This is a genomic window from Brevirhabdus pacifica (genome assembly GCF_002797755.1).
Lineage (GTDB): Bacteria > Pseudomonadota > Alphaproteobacteria > Rhodobacterales > Rhodobacteraceae > Brevirhabdus > Brevirhabdus pacifica.
Genome location: NZ_PGFI01000012.1, coordinates 131911 through 148926 on the forward strand (window position 1 = coordinate 131911; position 17016 = coordinate 148926).

The following is a 17016-nucleotide window of genomic DNA, read 5'->3' on the forward strand; positions in this document are numbered from 1 at the left end:
ATCAAACTTATCGGAATTGCCGGGGGATTAGCAGGCGCGGCCCGCGCGGGCAAGGGTTCAGGCACCACCCTGCCCCGCCCGCCGCGGCCCCATTCCCAGAAACGCCGCGCTGAAGCCCGCCACCAGCACCGCCACGCAGATGACCAGAAGCTGCAGGTACTTGTGCCCCTCGGGCAGCAGGGCGGCGACCAGCGGCAGGTCCCGGAAAAGATAGGCCAGCGCCCCCAGCATCGCCGCCGCGAAGGCCGCAAGATAGGCGCCGCGCGACAGATCGCGTCCCGCCAGCAGCCCTATCGCCAGCACCGGCGCCAGGAACATCGAGGCGGTGCCGCTGACCGCCACCGCATCGAACAGCGTCTGGTTGCCCCAAAGCGACAACGCCGCCCCCAGCACAGTGAAGACCAGCATCGCGATGCGGCCGCCCGCCAGGCTGCGCGGCACGATCTTCAGCTCGTCCGCGCAAAGCCGGGCCGCCGAGGCCAGGGTGGAATCCAGCGTCGACAGGGCCGAGACCAGCAGCGACAGCAGCAAAAGCGCGAAGACCCAGGGCGGGAACATGCCCGCCCAGGCCCCGATCAGCCCCCCCTCGACCGAGGCGCCGACGATCCCCGCCTGAATGCCGAACATGCCGAAGGCGAAGATCGACAGCGACGAGATCCAGAAGGCGTGCAGAAAGCTGCGCCGCGTCACCTCGCGCCCGGCGATGAAGCCCCGGTCCATCATCACCGGGTCATGGGCCGGATAGGAAAAGACCTGCAATGCCGCCACTGCCAGAAGGATCCAGCCGTTGCCCGGCCCGCTGACCCCGCCCGATGTCAGCACCGCCCCCAGAGAGAACGTGGGTTGCAGCAAGAGCGCCACGAAGGCGAGACCGAAGACTGCGAGAAACAACAGCATCTGCACCACATCCGTGCGCAGCGCCGCCGACAGCCCGCCCCAGGCCGAGTAGGACAGCGCCAGCGCCGCCACCGCGATCAGCGCAATGGTCCCCGCCCCGGCAACCCCGGGCAGGACGGCGTCGAAGATCAGGCTGACGACCAGAAGGTTGGCGAAGACCTCGGACAGAAGGCGCAGACCGACCACCAGGTCGTAACAGGTTTGCCCGACCGCGCCGAAACGCTCCCTCAGCCAATCCTGCACCGACCGCGCCCCGCGCGCCCTCAGCCGGTCGACGATCAGCCCTCCGGTCAGGAACGAGGCGTAATAGGCCGTGTAAGCCAGCGTGCCGGGCATGCCGTAGTAATAGCCCAGGATCGCCGCGTTCATCAGCGACCGGGCGAAGATCCAGGTCGTCACCTGACTCAGCACCAGCGTCCAGAGGCCGGGCGCCCCGGCCTCCCCCAGCCCCGAGAAGAACCCCTCGACCGTGGCGCGGCGCGGCACCACCAGAAAGCTAAGCGCCATCAGCGCAAGAAAGGCGGCAAGGACGAGGAATGCGGTCATGGCGGATCCGTGGAAAAATGGGTTGCGCGGGCGTGTCTTGCACCCCGACGTTCAGGGGCCGAACCAAGCCCTAGCGCGGCCGCCCCCCGGCGACCAAGCCCCGCCGCGCGCCCTGACGCAGACGTGAGCGGCCGCCCCCACGGGGGACGGCCAAGATGCTGCCCTCAGAGGGTCGAGTTGGTGGCGCCGCCATCCAGCAGGATGTTCTGGCCCACCATGAACCCGGCATGGACCGAGCACATGAAGGCGCAGGTCGCGCCGAATTCCTGCGCCGTGCCGTAGCGGCCAGCGGGAATGGTGGCGCAGCGGTTTGCCTTGGCCTCTTCGATGCTGATGTTCTGGGCCCGCGACACGCCGCCGTCCAGCGAAATGGCCCGGTCCGTGGCATGGATGCCGGGCAGCAGGTTGTTGATCGTCACCCCCTTGCCGGCCACCTGGCGCGAGGTGCCCGCGACATAGCCCGTCAGGCCCGCCCGGGCAGAGTTCGACAGGCCCAGCACGCCGATCGGCGCCTTGACCGACTGGCTGGTGATGTTGACGACCCGCCCCCAGCCGCGATCCATCATCCCCGGCACCAGCGCCTTCATCAGGGCGATGGGCGTCAGCATGTTGGCCTTGAGGGCGGCCAGGAAATCGGCCTCGTCCCAGTCGGTCCACATGCCCGGGGGCGGGCCGCCGGCATTGGTGACAAGGATATCGACCGCGCCCGCGGCCTCCAGCACGCGCGCGCGCCCCTCGTCGGTGGTGATGTCGGCGGCGACCGGGATCACGTTGACGCCGTGCACCTCGGCGATGCTGCGGGCGGCTTCCTCCAGCGGCTCGGCGCTGCGGGCGTTGATGACCAGATCGACACCTGCGGCGGCCAGCGCCTCGGCGCAGCCCCGGCCAAGGCCCTTCGACGATGCGCAAACCAATGCGCGCTTTCCTGCGATACCCAGATCCATGATCGTTCCTTCCCTTGCTGGCCCCGTTTATCGCCGGCATGGTTTCGTGCCGGCCCCGGGACCTCATCCTATTCTCGTTGGGGCCGACATGATCGCATTTCACCACGATTCGCCACTGGCAACCGGCCCGGCCCCGGTGCGCCCACGGCCCGCCTGCCCCGAAATCAGCCCGTTTGACCCGTCATCAGGCCACATTCCAGGCGCATGATCGCCGGCAGACAACAGACGGAAAAGCCGCGCGGAATCGCCTGTGACCCCCTTGTCACGGGCGCGGAAACGGGCGCAGAACATGAGATGCCGGCGCGGCCCCGCCCCCGGCAGACCCACCGCAGGACCACGGCCGCCCCGGCCCCAGGCAGGAAGACAAAGATGACCACCCCATCGCCCACCGGATCCGACGCGCAAAGCTGTCAGGTCTACCGCGCGGCCGATTTCGCGGTCACGCTGGGCGCCAACATGGGTCATCCCGCCTGCGCCTTCGACGAGTTGAACCCCGGCGACATCTACCGGCTGGTGCCGGGCGCGGCGCCGCTGACACTGGTGCACGCAGGACCGGGTGCCGACGAGGCGTCAATCGAGGGGGCGGGTCAGACCATCGCGCCCGGCTCCGAGGTCGGCGCGCCGGGCGATGCTCTGCTCCTGTCCGGACGAATGACGCTGATGGGCGACAACGGCGCCCTGCTTGAGGTGCTGCTTCTGACCTGTGGCGGCGAAAGCTACGTGCGCCCGCTTTCCGCCCTGGGCCACAGCATGGAATACACCCTGATCGACGCCGATCAGCGGGGCGAGAACCTGGACCTGGCCGAGGTCGCCTGCGTCTCCTTCACCCGGGGCACCCGGATCACCATGCGCAACGGCGCCCAGCGCCCGGTCGAGGAACTGGCCGTGGGCGACGAGGTGCTGACCCGTGATCACGGGCCCCGCCCGGTGCGCTGGATCGGCGCGCAGACCGTGCGCGCCCATTCCCATTTCGCGCCCATCGTTATCACCAAGGGTGCGCTGAACAACGCCGAGGACCTGATCCTGTCGCCCGACCACCGGCTATTCATCTACCAGCGCCGGGACGAGATCGGGCTGGGTCAGACCGAGGTGCTGATCAAGGCCAAGTACTTGGTCAATGACGAAACCATCTATCAGCGCGAGGGCGGTTTCGTGGATTACTTCCACCTGCTCTTCGACGAGCACGAGATCATCTTCGCCGAGGGCATCGCCGCCGAGTCGCTGATGGTCAACCGCCATACCCTGGCCGCCCTGCCCGACGAGATGGCGGGCGACCTGCGCCAGAACCATTCCGACCGCGCCGCCCGGCAGCGGCGGGGGCTCGATGCCAGCGGCACCAATTTCGTCGGCGTCGATGCGGCGGAGGCTTTGCGCCGCGCCAGCGGCAGCTGATCGCCCCTCATCACGTCCTTTAATAGGTTGCTGCCACCGGGGATTACCCGGGGCATCGCACCTGTTTGCCCACAGCGTGCCCCCCACCCCGCACCCTTAACCGAGGGCGTCCGCGCGGGGGGTGTCCGCTTGCCGGGGCGCTTCGGTGCTAGCGGCCGCGCCGGACCTGCTCAGCACCTCGGCCACGGTTTCGACCAATGCCATGCGCCCGATCGGCTTGATCAGCACCGCATCCATCCCCGCCGCGCGGCAGCGGTTGTGGTCGCTGGTGAAGGCATGGGCCGTCAGCGCCACGATCGGGCAGAGCGAGCCACCCGCCCCCGCCTCCAGCGCGCGGATCTGGCGGGCGGCGTCAAAGCCGCTCATGACCGGCATGGAGATATCCAGGAGAACAAGGGACGGCGCATGGAGCCTGTAGGCCTCGACCGCCTCGGCACCGTCATGGGCCATGATCAGCCGCGCGCCCGTCCCCGACAGGTAGCGCGAGAAGATCAGGCGGTTGGTTCGGTTGTCCTCGGCCAGAAGAATCGTGGCGCCGGTGAGGTCGGGCATTGCCTCGTCGGTGCGCAGGCTGCGCATCGCGGTCTTCTTCTCGCGCCGGTCGGCGCCGCCGGCGATACAATAGTCCCCCCGGCGCCTGTCCCGGGCGTCCCTGGATTCTTCTCCGGTCGGCGCCGGATTTTCCGGGGCGGTCTCGGTGGCGCGCAGGGCGGAATTGCGCGCAGGTGGCGCGAAGGGAGAAACGCGCCTGCGGCCCGGGTCAAGCGGCATGGCTTGGCACTCGTCCCCCTCACGGGGGGCGCCGCCCCGGTCCCCCGCACCGTCGGGGGCGGCCAGTTTCAACGGCAGGCGCACCGTGAAGGTGCTGCCGCCGGCGGGGTTTGGCAACAGGGTCATCTCGCCCTGCATCAATTCGACCAGCTGGCGCGAGATCGCCAGCCCCAGCCCCGAGCCGTCGAAGCGACGGGTCAGATGCTCCTCCCCCTGTTCGAAGGGGGCGAAGATACGCTCGGCATCCTCGGCGGCGATGCCCGGGCCGGTGTCCTCGACCGCCATCTTCAGCAGCAGGCTGTCGCCCCGCGCCTCGTGCCCCAGGCGCAGGGTGACGCCGCCCGAGGAGGTGAATTTCACCGCGTTGCCGAGCAGGTTCATCAGCACCTGCCTGAGCCGCCCCGCGTCCCCGCGCAGCATGACCCGCGGCACGTCCCCCCGGGTCCGGAAGGTCAGCCCCCGGCGTTCGGCCAGCGGCGCGATTAGGGCCGTGACATCCTCGATCACTCCGCAGGGGCAGAAGGGTGCCGCCGTCAGGCGGAACTTGCCGGATTCCACCTGAGAGATGTCGAGGATGTCGTTGATGATCGACAGCAGCGACCGGCCCGAACGGCTGAGCGTCTCGATCAGCTCGGCCTGATCGCGGGTGGGCCCGGCGGACTCCAGAAGCTCGGCAATCCCCAGGATGCCGTTCAGTGGTGTGCGCAGCTCGTGGCTCATGTGGGCGAGGAAATCGGACTTGGCGCGGTTGGCCTTCTCGGCCTCGGCGGCCTTGCTGCGGGCCAGGCGGTTGCCCGCCTTCAACTCATCCTGGGAGGCGACGAGAGCGCGGTTCACGACCTCCGTCTCGCGGCGCGAGGCGATGAGCCGCCGCTCGAACTCGTGCCGGCGACGGTTTTGCAGGCGCAGCCGGATGAACAGACCGCTGAGCGTCGCCGCCAGCACCGCCGCGGCAAGGGAGAATTGCACCGCCTCGCGGGCAAAGCCCGACAGAAACAGCGTGCCCGCCACCAGCAGGGCCGCGACAGTCGCGAAAATCGCCTGCACGATCCGCAGCGACCGGACGTGCAGACCGCCCACCAGCTCGGCGTTGACGCTGGCCGAGACGAGAAAGGTCGTCGCCAGCATCCAGTAGCCCATGCCGCCGGTCGTCCAGATGATCGCGGCCCCGGTCGCCATGAAACACGCCCAGACGGCCGAGGAGGCCGCAATGGCGTGATCGACGCTTTCCAGGTTCTGCACGATGCGGCCCGGCGCCATGGCCCAGCGGTTGACCAGCAGGTCGACCAGTTCCCCGCAAAGCCAGATCCCCAGCAGCAGGATCCCCGCCTCCGCCCCCTGGAAGATGCCGAAGATGGTGGCGCCCGTGACCTCATAGGCCAGGCGCAGGGGAAGGACGCGCCAGCGGCCCAGGCAGAACCGCTGTAACCGGCCCGTCGGGCTGCGTTTGTCGGCAATGGTGTTGCCATCGCGCAGGTCCCGCGCGATCTGGCCGGTGGGACGCAGGCGCGCGCCACGCCTGTGCGGTGTCTGGTCGGGAACGGGCGCGGGCATCCCCCCCGCCGCAACGGTTTCACCACTCATATGCCTTGCCTCTTCCGGGTTCGGGATCCCCTCGGGGGGTGGCTAGAGCACGGAGATTAACAAAAGGTTCCGCAGGCCCCGATAATCCGGGAAACGCCGCGCCACAGGGCCCCGGTGCCATTGCTCAGCGCGCCACTTCCTGATCTAATGAAAGGCCAATCAAGAATGAGCAGAGCAGCACGCCGATGAACGACCTTCTGACCGGGTCCGCCCCCGAACAAACCTACGACGCCTCTTCGATCGAGGTGCTGGAGGGGCTGGAGCCTGTCCGCAAGCGTCCGGGCATGTATATCGGCGGCACCGACGAGAGGGCGATGCACCATCTGGTCGCCGAGGTGTTGGACAACTCGATGGACGAGGCCGTCGCCGGCCACGCCAGCCGCATCGAGGTCGAATTGATCTCCGACAATTCCGTCACCATCCGCGACAACGGCCGGGGCATCCCGGTCGATCCCCACCCCAAGTTCCCCGACAAATCCGCGCTGGAAGTGATCCTGTGCACCCTGCACGCGGGCGGCAAGTTCTCGGGCAAGGCCTATCAGACCTCGGGCGGTCTGCACGGGGTCGGCATCTCGGTCGTGAACGCGCTGTCGGACCAGCTTCGGGTCGAGGTCGCGCGCAACCGCGAGCTTTTCGCCCAGGAATTCTCGCGCGGGCATCCGCAGGGGCCCGTCGAGATGGTGGGCGCCGCCCCCAACCGGCGCGGCACCAGCGTCACCTTCCGCGCCGATTCCGAGATCTTCGGCAGCCACAAATTCAAGCCCGCCCGCCTGATGAAGATGGTGCGTTCCAAGGCCTATCTGTTCTCGGGGGTCGAAATCCGCTGGAAAAGCGCCATCGACGATGGCGAAACCCCGACCGAGGCGACCTTTCACTTCCCCGGCGGTCTGGCCGATTACCTCAAGGAATCGCTGGGCAACGCGGCGACCTACGCCGACGCGCCTTTCGCCGGCAAGGTCAGCTTTCAGGAAAAGTTCGGCAAGCCCGGCTCGGTCGAATGGGCGATCAACTGGACGCCTTCGCGCGACGGGTTCATCGGCAGCTACTGCAACACGGTTCCCACATCCGAGGGCGGCACCCACGAGGCCGGCTTCTGGGCCGCGATCCTGAAGGGCATTCGCGCCTACGGCGAACTGGTGGGCAACCGCAAGGCGGCCCAGATCAACCGCGATGACCTGATCGCGGGGGGCTGCGCGCTGGTCTCGTGCTTCATCACCGAGCCCGAGTTCGTGGGCCAGACCAAGGACCGTCTGGCGACGGTCGAGGCCGGCAAGCTGATCGAGGGCGCGGTGCGCGACCACTTCGACAACTGGCTGGCGTCGGACACCAAATCCGCCGGGGCGATTCTGGATTATCTGGTCCTGCGCGCCGAGGAACGCCTGCGCCGTCGGTCGGAAAAGGAAACCGCCCGCAAGACCGCCACCAAGAAACTGCGCCTGCCCGGCAAGCTGGTGGATTGTTCGGCCACCAACCGCGAGGGCACCGAGCTTTTCATCGTCGAGGGTGACAGCGCCGGCGGCAGCGCCAAGATGGCGCGGGACCGCAAGAACCAGGCGCTTCTGCCCCTGCGCGGCAAGATCCTGAACGTGCTGGGCGCGGCTTCGGCCAAGATGGGCCAGAACGCCGAGATCAACGACCTGTGCCAGGCGCTTGGCGTCGGCATGGGCACGCGATTCAACCTTGAGGATCTGCGCTACGACAAGATCATCATCATGACCGACGCCGATGTCGACGGGGCGCATATCGCCTCGTTGCTCATGACCTTTTTCTTCACCCAGATGCGCCCGATGATCGACGCGGGCCACCTCTACCTGGCCTGCCCGCCCCTCTTCCGCCTGACCCAGGGCGCGCGCCGGGTCTACTGTCTGGACGAGGCCGAGAAGGCCGCGATGCTGGAACGCGGGCTGGGCGGCAAGGGCAAGATTGACGTCAGCCGCTTCAAGGGCCTGGGCGAGATGGACGCCAAGGATCTGAAAGACACCACCATGAACCCCGAGACGCGCAAGCTGATCCGGGTCACCATCTCCGAGGACATGCCCGGCGAGACCGCCGATCTGGTCGAGCGGCTGATGGGCAAGAAGCCCGAGCTGCGGTTCCAGTATATCCAGCAGAACGCCCAGTTCGTCGAAGAACTGGACGTCTGAACCACTTGGCGGGGCGCATCCCCTGCCCGGCGCACCGCCACAAACCGAACGCAATTTCAACGATTTAGGCAGTTTGTGGCGGCGGGTCCGCAACATGGCGCTTTCGCGAAACCGCGCCCAATTCCCGCCATCCCGGCGAGTAAGAACGGGACGGGGTCCACGAAATTCTGTAAAGATTTAATATAATCAATAACTTATAAGACGCAAAGAAGGTGGCCCCCCCGCCTTCCCGCGCTGGATGAATCCACTTTTTTGGATTCAACTGACGTCACATGCGGCCGATGCTCCGTTGCACGATCATGGATAGCGGGTTTGCACGAAGCCCAAACACCCGGCCCCGATTGCGCCAGATTGGCCTGTCAGTCTGAAGGAAATCGGACCTCCGCCAGAGGCCGACAAAAGAAAGGACCGGCCGCATGTCACTGTTTTTCTTCCTCAAAGGGGCACTGATCGGATATCTCTTTGCCGTCGTGACCATATTGAATCTTGAGATCGGTGACCTGACGACCGTCATCGGCATCGCCGCCGGTTGCCTGGCCCTCTACTCGGCTTTCGCCTTCCTTCACGATTCCAAGCCGATCCGCAAACGCGCCCGCAAGGCCGAAGGCAGCCCGGCCGCGACCCCGGCAAGCACGGCACCGGCAAAGCCCGCCGTCAACGCCGTCAGCGCGCCCGCCATCGACGTGCTGCGCCCCACCCACAACACGCCGCAAAGCGCCATCGTGGCGGCCCGCAACAGGATCCGCTGCCGCAACACCCAGAGCCGGCTCATCGGCACCGCCTGACCGGACGCGCAAGACGCGCAAAAAACTTGAATTCATCGCGACGGGGCCCGGCCAGCATATCTGGCACGGGCCCTGTTTCATTGCGGCCGAAGGATCAGTCCGCCGCGCGGCCCGCGTCGACGCGTTCGACGCGTTCGACCAGGCGGCCATGCTCCAGCCGGACAACACGGTCCATCCGCGCCGCCAGCTCCAGGTTATGGGTGGCGATGACCGCCGACAGACCGGTCGAGCGGACAAGCCCCATCAGCGCCCCGAAAACCCGGTCCGACGTGTCGGGATCCAGGTTGCCCGTGGGCTCGTCGGCCAACAACACCCGCGGCGCGTTGGCCATGGCCCGGCAGAAGGCCACGCGCTGCTGCTCGCCCCCCGACATCTCGGCAGGCCGGTGGCCGCCCCGCTCGGTCAGCCCGACCGAAGCAAGAAGCTCCTCCGCACGCTCCCGCGCCGCGCCCCGGGCGACCCCGTTGGCCAGCTGCGGCAGCATGATGTTCTCGCGCGCGGTGAACTCGGGCAACAGATGGTGGAATTGGTAGATGAAACCGACGTCGTTGCGCCGCATCCGCGTGCGCGACCGGTCGCCCAGATCGCCGGTGGCGACCCCGCCGATCTCGACCATGCCGGCATCGGCCGTGTCCAGCAGGCCGGCGATATGCAGCAGGGTGGACTTGCCCGCCCCCGAGGGCGCGACCAGTGCCACCGCCTCGCCGCGCGCCACCTCCAGCGTGGCCCCCCGCAGCACCGAGATCTCGGCCGGCGTGCCCGGGTTGTAGGATTTCGAGATCCCCTCGAGCCGCAGCATCACGTCATTCATAGCGCAGGGCCTCCACCGGGTTCATCCGCGCCGCGCGCCGGGCCGGAAAGATCGTGACCACGAAGGACAGGCCCAGCGACAGCGAAACCGCCGACAGCACATCGGCCAGCCGCAGCTGCGCCGGCAACTGGTAGATCCCCCGGATCGAGGGATCCCACACCCCGCCCCCCGCCACCGCGTTGACGAACGAAAAGATCGGGTCGATGTAGATCGCGAAAAGACAGCCAAGAATGGTGCCGAAGATCGTGCCGAAGACGCCGACCAGCGCCCCGCAGATGAAAAAGACCCGCAGGATCGAACCCTCGGTCAGGCCCATGGTGCGCAGGATGCCGATGTCGCGCCCCTTGTTCTTGACCAGCATGATCAGCCCCGAGACGATGTTCATCGTCGCGATCAGCACCAGGATCGACAGGATCACGAACATGACGTTGTCCTCGATGTCGAGCGCACGCAGGAAGGATCCCGATGCATCGCGCCAGCTCCACAGCAACGTCCCCTCGCCCCCGGCCTGCATCAGCGCCGGGGCCAGCTCCTCGACACGGTCCGGATCCTCGACCAGCACCTCCAGCTCGTCCGCCCCGCCCTCGCGGTTGAAATAGGACTGGGCCTCGGCGAAGGGCATGTAGACCCGGGTGCGGTCGATGTCGTAGCGCCCCATCGAGAAGATCTGCACCACCTCGTAGCTGTTGACCCGGGGGCTGGTGCCGAAGGCGGTGCGCACCCCCTCGGGCGAGATCAGCTTGATCCGGTCGCCGATCTCGATGCCCAGATCACGCGCGATGATCGAGCCCACGGCGATGCCCTCACCAAAGCGGCCCAGATCCCCGCGGGCATCCTCGGCGTCGCGCATCCGCGGCAGGCTCATCAGATCCTCGGCCGCGATGCCGAACACCTCGACCCCGGCGCTGCGCCCGGCGGTGCTGGCAAGCACCTGCCCCTTCACCAGCGGCGCGACCCGGGTCACCCCCGGCACATCGGCGATCCGCGCTGCCCGCTCGTCATAGTCGGTAATCAGGCGGCTGGTGCGGCCCTGGGCATCCGCCTGCACCGCGCTGTAGACGGTGACATGGGCATTGGCCCCCAGGATGGTGTCGACGAACTCGGCCCGGAACCCCGAGCGCACGGCCAGGGTGGCGATCAGGGCAAACACCGCCAGGGTGATGCCGATCAGGCTGATCCAGGTCATGGCGCTCACGCCGCCCTCGGCCCGGCGGGCCCGAAGGTAGCGCCAGGCAATCATCCATTCGAACGGGGCGAAGGGGGCGGTTTTCTGCGCCAATGGAACAGGCTCCTCAAGGGTTGGCGCGGACCTTGGGGGTTTTGCCCGGGTCCGTCAACTCACGCGCGCGGGATCGGCAGGGCGCCCCGGGTGCAGGTTTCATTGTCGCTGAAATATCCCCGCCGGAGGCGGCGGAACGGTCCGGCCAGCCTCCGGCGGGGATATTTTCGCGACAGTGAAAGTGGCGGCCGCCCGCGTCAGATGCCGTGGGCGGCGTAGATTTCGCGCAGGCGGGTGACGGCCAGCTCGGGGCTCAGCTCCTCGGCCTCGCCGCTGCGCCGGTCGGTCAGTTCGACCACGCCGGATTTCAGGCCGCGCGGCCCGACGGTGATGCGCCAGGGCAGGCCGATCAGGTCCATCGTGGCGAATTTGGCCCCTGCCCGTTCGTCGCGATCGTCGTAAAGCGGGTCCAGACCGGCGGCGGTGAGGGCCTTGTAAAGATCCTCGCAGGCCGCGTCGGTGGCCGCATCGCCCTGGCGCAGGTTGACGATGCCGCAGTGGAAGGGGGTCACGCCCTCGGGCCAGATGATGCCCTTGTCGTCGTGACTGGCCTCGATGATGGCGCCCAGCAGGCGGCTGACGCCGATGCCGTGGCTGCCCATATGCACGGGCACCCGCTCTCCCTTGTCGTTGACGACCGTGGCGCCCATCGGCTCGGAATACTTGGTGCCGAAATAGAAGATCTGCCCGACCTCGATGCCGCGGGATGTGCGGCGGCGGTCCTCGGGGACCCCGTCGAAGAGGGCCGCGTCATGGGTCTCGTCGGTGCGGGCATAGGGGGTTGTCCACTCGGTCACGATGTCGGCGCATTGGGTGCGGTCGTCGTAATCCACCGCCCGCTCGCCCAGCGTCAGGTCGGTGATGGCGCTGTCATAGAAGACCTCGGACTCGCCGGTGTCGGCCAGCACCAGAAACTCGTGGGTGTCCTCGCCGCCGATGGGGCCCGAGTCGGCGCGCATCGGGATCGCCTGCAGGCCCATCCGCTCATAGGTGCGCAGATAGCTCACCATGTGCCGGTTGTAGGCGTGGATGGCGCTGTCGCGGTCGATATCGAAGTTGTAGCCGTCCTTCATGTAGAACTCGCGGCCGCGCATCACGCCGAAGCGCGGGCGGATCTCGTCGCGGAACTTCCACTGGATCTGGTAGAGGGTCAGCGGCAGGTCCTTGTAGCTGTTCACATGGCTGCGGAAGATGTCGGTGATCAGCTCTTCGTTGGTGGGACCGAAAAGCATGTCGCGCCCGTGGCGATCGGTGATGCGCAGCATCTCCTCTCCGTAATCTTCATAGCGCCCGCTTTCGCGCCACAGGTCGGCCGATTGCATCGTCGGCATCAGCAGCGGGATGTGACCGGCGCGCTGCTGCTCCTCGTGGACGATGGCCTCGATCTTCTTGAGAACGCGCAAGCCCAGCGGAAGCCAGGAATAGATGCCCGCCGCGGATTGTTTGATCATGCCCGCCCGCAGCATCAGTCGGTGCGAGACGATCTGCGCCTCGGCGGGGTTTTCCTTGAGCACGGGCAGAAAATAGCGGGAGAGGCGCATCGGCGCGGACCTTTCAGGTACTTGGCGGTTGCGCCGGTCTAGGCCATCGCCGGCGATCAGACAAGAACTCCCATGCGCCCCGCACCACCGGGCAGGCGGGGCGCGGTGCCGCATCCCCGCACAGCCGCCGCGCTTGCAACCGCGGCGCGCATGGGCGATCTATCGAAGCTGAGATCGCGCGATTGCAAAGGGGCGCCGCATGGGGCTGCCGGTCCGGGAACAGACCTATTACTGGGGGATCGCGGCGGCGGTCCTCTTTCTGATGCTGTGGATACTGGGGGACGTGATCCTGCCCTTCCTGCTGGGCGGGGCGATCGCCTATTTCCTGGACCCCCTTGCCGACCGGCTGGAGCGGATCGGCCTCAGCCGTGCCGCCGCCACCGCCGTCATCACCGTCGTCGCCATCGTCGGCTTCGTGCTTCTGGCCGTGCTGGTCTTTCCGCTGCTGATCGACCAGACCCGGGCGCTGATCCAGGTTGCCCCGCGCCTGGCCGAGAACCTGCGCGATTTCCTGACCGAGCGTTTCCCCTCGCTCATCGACAAGGGCTCGCCGCTGCACCAGAGCCTGCTGTCGATCAGCGACACGCTGCGCTCCAAGGGCGCGGCGCTGCTGGAGGGGCTGCTGACCTCGGCGCTGAGCCTGATCAACGTGCTGGTGCTGCTGGTGATCGTGCCGGTGGTGGCCTTCTACCTGCTGCTGGACTGGGACCGTATGGTGGCGCGCATCGATCAGCTTCTGCCGCGCGACCACGCGCCGGTGATCCGCGAGCTGGCGCGCCAGATCGACCGCACGCTGGCCTCGTTCATTCGCGGTCAGGGCACGGTCTGCCTGATCCTGGGGACCTATTACGCCGTCGCCCTGATGGCGGTGGGATTGCAGTTTGGCCTGATCGTCGGGGCCATCGCGGGGATTTTGACCTTCATTCCCTATGTCGGCGCGCTGGTGGGCGGGGGCCTTGCCATCGGCCTGGCACTTTTTCAGTTCTGGGGCGACTGGCTGTGGATCGTGGCGGTGGCCGCGATCTTCCAGGCCGGCCAGCTGATCGAGGGCAACGTGCTGACCCCCAAGCTTGTCGGCTCGTCCGTGGGTCTGCACCCCGTCTGGCTGATCTTCGCGCTGTCGGTCTTCGGCGCGCTCTTCGGCTTTGTCGGCATGCTGGTCGCGGTCCCGGTCGCGGCGGCGATCGGGGTGCTGGCCCGTTTCGCCACCGCCAAGTACAAGGACAGCCGCCTCTACCAGGGCGTGGGCGCCACCGCTGGGGGGCTGCCGCCCAGCCCGGCCGCGGTTCTGGCCCAGGCGCAGGCACATGCCGCCCCCGCCACGACCGTGGCCGCCGCGCCGGCGGATCCCGGGGACGATCCCGACCGGACCCGCCTCTGACATGGCCCAGCAGCTGCGTTTCCCTCTGCCCCGGACCACGGCGCGGGGCCGCGAGGATTTCTTCGTCTCTCCGGCCAACGCCCTTGCTCACGAGACCCTCGCCAACCCCGGTGCCTGGCCCCTGGGCAAGATGGTGCTGAGCGGACCCGAGGGGTCGGGCAAGAGCCACCTGGCCGAGATCTGGCGGCGTGAGCGGCAGGCGACGGTAGTGCGGGCGACAGGCCTCGACGAGGAGGAGGTCGGCCGCTCGATCCGGGGTGCGGCGCCTGCGGTGGTGGTCGAGGACGCCGACCGCCCCATGACCGACGCCGCCCAGCGCGCGCTTTTCCACCTGCACAACATGGTGGCCCAGCGCGGCGGCCTGCTTCTGCTGACGGCGCGGCAGGCGCCGGCGCGCTGGCCCGTCACCCTGCCCGACCTGGCGAGCCGCATGCAGGGCACCGCCCTGGTCGAGATCGCGCCGCCCGACGACCAGCTACTGACCGCGCTGTTCGTCAAGTTGTTCCACGACCGCCAGATCCTGCCGCCGCCCGCGCTGATCGCCTGGCTGCTGCCGCGGATGGAACGCTCCTATGCGGCGGTGGCGAAAATCGTCTCGGAACTGGACCGCCGCGCGCTGGACGAGAAACGTCCCATCGGTCAGCGGCTGGCGGCGGACGTGCTGGACAACCTGGCCCGCAACGCGCGATAAAGCGGGGATAACCCCAGGTATATGAAGGACTCTCATGGGTCAGGCCGATTTCCTCGAAGCGGATTTTCCCGCCCCCGCCGAGTTGCCGGACGAGGCGATCGCGGGTCCCGGGCGCTTCCTGAACCGCGAGCTTAGCTGGCTGGCCTTCAACTGGCGGGTGCTGGAAGAGGCCTCGAACCCGCGCGTGCCGCTGCTGGAACGGGTGCGGTTCCTGTCGATCTCGGCCACCAACCTGGACGAATTCTACACCGTCCGCGTCGCCGGCCTGCGGGAGCTGGCGCGCGCCGGCAATACCACCCCAGCGTCAGACGGGCTGACCCCGGCCGAGCAACTGGTTCTGATCGACTGCGAGGCGCGGCGCCTGATGGGCGCCCAGCAGTCCACCTGGAACGAGCTGCGCGCCGCGATGGAGGAAGAGGGTATCCAGATCCTCACCCGCGACACGATCGGCAAGTCGGATCGCAAGGCGCTGGAAGCGGTGTTCATGGCCCAGGTCTTTCCGATCCTGTCGCCCCTGGCCATCGACCCCGCCCACCCTTTTCCCTTCATCCCCAGCGAGGGGTTCGCCCTGGCCCTCCAGATGGAGCGCAAGACCGACGGCCGCCCCTTGCGGGCGCTGCTGCCGATCCCGCACCAGATCAACCGGTTCCTGCGCCTGCCTGCCGTCGGCGACGCGATCCGCTTCCTGCCGCTGGAAGAGCTGCTGCTGATGCACATCGGCTCGCTCTTTCCCGGCTACAAGCTGACCGGAAGCTGTGCTTTCCGGGTGCTGCGCGACAGCGACATGGAGGTCGAGGACGAGGCCGAGGACCTGGTCCGCGAGTTCGAGGTCGCCCTGAAGCGCCGCCGCCGCGGCGAGGTCATCCGCCTGAAGCTTTCGACCGGCGCGCCCGGCCCCCTGCGCAAGCTGGTGATGGACAACCTGCACATCACCGCCAACGAGGTGGTCGAGATCGAGGGCCTGATCGGTGTCGGCGCCCTGCGCGAACTGGTCCTGGACGAGCGGCCCGCGCTGCTCTGGCCCTCGTTCACGCCGCGGGTGCCCGAACGGGTGCAGGACCACGAAGGCGACATGTTCGCCGCCATCCGGCAAAAGGACATGCTGCTGCACCACCCCTACGAGACCTTCGACATGGTGGTGCGCTTTCTGGAACAGGCCGCCCGCGATCCCGACGTGGTCGCCATCCGCCAGACCCTTTACCGGACCTCGAACGAAAGCCCGATCGTGGCCGCCCTGTGCGATGCCGCCGAGTCGGGCAAGTCCGTCACAGCACTGGTCGAGTTGAAGGCGCGCTTCGACGAGGCCGCCAACATCCGCCAGTCGCGGCGACTGGAGCGGGCCGGCGCCCATGTGGTTTACGGCTTCATCAACTACAAGACCCACGCCAAGATCAGCGTCGTCGTGAGGCGCGAGGGCGATCAGCTTGTGACCTACACCCATTTCGGCACCGGCAACTATCACCCGATCACCGCGCGGATCTACACCGACCTCAGCCTCTTCACCTGCGACCCCAAGCTGGGGCGCGACGCGACGCGCGTCTTCAACTATGTCGGCGGCTATGCCCAGCCCGACGTGCTGGAGAACCTCGCGATCTCTCCGCTGTCGCTGAAATCCTCACTGCTGGAGCAGATCGAGGCCGAGATCGAGCATGCCGCCAACGGCAAGCCGGCCGAGATCTGGGCCAAGATGAACGCCATTATCGACCCCGACATGATCGACGCGCTCTATGCCGCCAGCCAGGCCGGGGTGCGCATCAGCCTTGTGGTGCGCGGCATCTGCGGGTTGCGGCCCGGCATCAAGGGCCTGTCCGAGAACATCCGCGTGAAATCCATCGTCGGACGCTTCCTGGAACATTCGCGGATCATCTGCTTCGGCAACGGTCACGGTCTGCCGGCCAAGAAGGCCAAGGTCTACATCTCGTCGGCTGACATGATGGAACGCAACCTGCTGCACCGGGTTGAGACGCTTGTAGAGATCACGAATCCCACGGTGAAGGCACAGATCATGAACCAGATCATGGCGGCCAACCTGGCCGACGAGGCGCAAAGCTGGGTGATGGACGGTTTCGGCCAGTTCACCCGCCGCACCCCCGAGGAGGGCGAGCACCTGTTCAGCTGCCACCGCTTCTTCACCGAGAACCCCTCGCTTTCGGGACGGGGTTCGGCCGGGGCGTCGGACGTGCCGGCCCTCACCCATTCGCGCGACTAGGGCGCGCCGCCACGTCACGGCCACGCCGCTCCTGCCAAGGC

12 protein-coding genes are annotated in these 17016 nt (G+C 67.6%); 6 read left to right on the forward strand and 6 right to left on the reverse strand.

All coding sequences use genetic code 11. The features are described from left to right. Positions 1-57: 57 nt before the first annotated feature. Both CLV77_RS10165 and CLV77_RS10170 read right to left on the reverse strand, forming a co-directional pair. Entirely contained in the window at positions 58-1443 is a 1386-nt protein-coding gene (locus tag CLV77_RS10165) for an SLC5/6 family protein (RefSeq protein WP_076980658.1), read from the reverse strand. A gap of 164 nt (positions 1444-1607) precedes the next feature. After that, positions 1608-2387, reverse strand: coding sequence for an SDR family oxidoreductase (locus CLV77_RS10170; RefSeq protein WP_076980657.1), 780 nt, complete (start codon positions 2385-2387; stop codon positions 1608-1610). 369 nt (positions 2388-2756) lie between these two features. Here CLV77_RS10170 and CLV77_RS10175 point away from each other — a divergent pair, with 369 nt between their 5' ends. Beyond that, on the forward strand, positions 2757-3779 hold the full coding sequence (locus CLV77_RS10175) for a Hint domain-containing protein (protein WP_076980656.1): 1023 nt from the start codon (positions 2757-2759) through the stop codon (positions 3777-3779). 96 nt (positions 3780-3875) lie between these two features. Here the strand turns inward: CLV77_RS10175 and CLV77_RS10180 are convergent, their stop codons facing one another. After that, positions 3876-6134 (reverse strand): ATP-binding protein, encoded by a 2259-nt coding sequence (locus CLV77_RS10180; RefSeq protein WP_100053075.1) that lies wholly within the window; start codon positions 6132-6134, stop codon positions 3876-3878. A 185-nt stretch (positions 6135-6319) separates the two neighbouring features. Here CLV77_RS10180 and parE point away from each other — a divergent pair, with 185 nt between their 5' ends. After that, complete coding sequence (gene parE, locus CLV77_RS10185) at positions 6320-8278, forward strand: DNA topoisomerase IV subunit B (protein WP_076980654.1); 1959 nt, start codon at positions 6320-6322, stop codon at positions 8276-8278. A 416-nt stretch (positions 8279-8694) separates the two neighbouring features. Then, a complete protein-coding gene (locus CLV77_RS10190; protein ID WP_076980653.1) occupies positions 8695-9063 on the forward strand; it encodes a hypothetical protein in 369 nt (122 codons plus the stop codon). Between the two features lie 94 nt (positions 9064-9157). Here CLV77_RS10190 and CLV77_RS10195 read toward each other — a convergent pair whose 3' ends face one another. The 3 genes from CLV77_RS10195 to proS all read right to left on the reverse strand — a co-directional run bounded on the left by CLV77_RS10195 (position 9158) and on the right by proS (position 12694). Beyond that, entirely contained in the window at positions 9158-9874 is a 717-nt protein-coding gene (locus tag CLV77_RS10195; protein ID WP_076980652.1) for an ABC transporter ATP-binding protein, read from the reverse strand. Further along, positions 9867-11153 carry a lipoprotein-releasing ABC transporter permease subunit gene (locus CLV77_RS10200; RefSeq protein ID WP_076980651.1) on the reverse strand — a complete coding sequence of 429 codons (1287 nt, stop codon included), beginning with the start codon at positions 11151-11153 and terminating at the stop codon, positions 9867-9869. The genes CLV77_RS10195 and CLV77_RS10200 overlap by 8 nt, the downstream gene beginning before the upstream one ends. Before the next feature lie 197 nt (positions 11154-11350). Further along, positions 11351-12694, reverse strand: coding sequence for a proline--tRNA ligase (gene proS / locus CLV77_RS10205; protein WP_076980650.1), 1344 nt, complete (start codon positions 12692-12694; stop codon positions 11351-11353). 199 nt (positions 12695-12893) lie between these two features. Between proS and CLV77_RS10210 the strand changes: the two genes are divergently transcribed. Genes CLV77_RS10210 through CLV77_RS10220 form a run of 3 tightly spaced genes read left to right on the forward strand, consistent with a single transcriptional unit; the run spans position 12894 to position 16975 of the window. Beyond that, positions 12894-14075: an AI-2E family transporter gene (locus CLV77_RS10210; RefSeq protein ID WP_083707843.1), complete on the forward strand. Its 1182-nt coding sequence runs from the start codon at positions 12894-12896 to the stop codon at positions 14073-14075. 1 nt (position 14076) lies between these two features. Next, the gene (locus CLV77_RS10215) at positions 14077-14766 is read left to right on the forward strand and encodes a P-loop NTPase family protein (RefSeq protein ID WP_076980649.1); all 690 of its coding nucleotides are present in this window, start codon (positions 14077-14079) and stop codon (positions 14764-14766) included. A 34-nt stretch (positions 14767-14800) separates the two neighbouring features. Next, positions 14801-16975, forward strand: coding sequence for an RNA degradosome polyphosphate kinase (locus CLV77_RS10220; RefSeq protein WP_076980648.1), 2175 nt, complete (start codon positions 14801-14803; stop codon positions 16973-16975). Positions 16976-17016 lie beyond the last annotated feature (41 nt).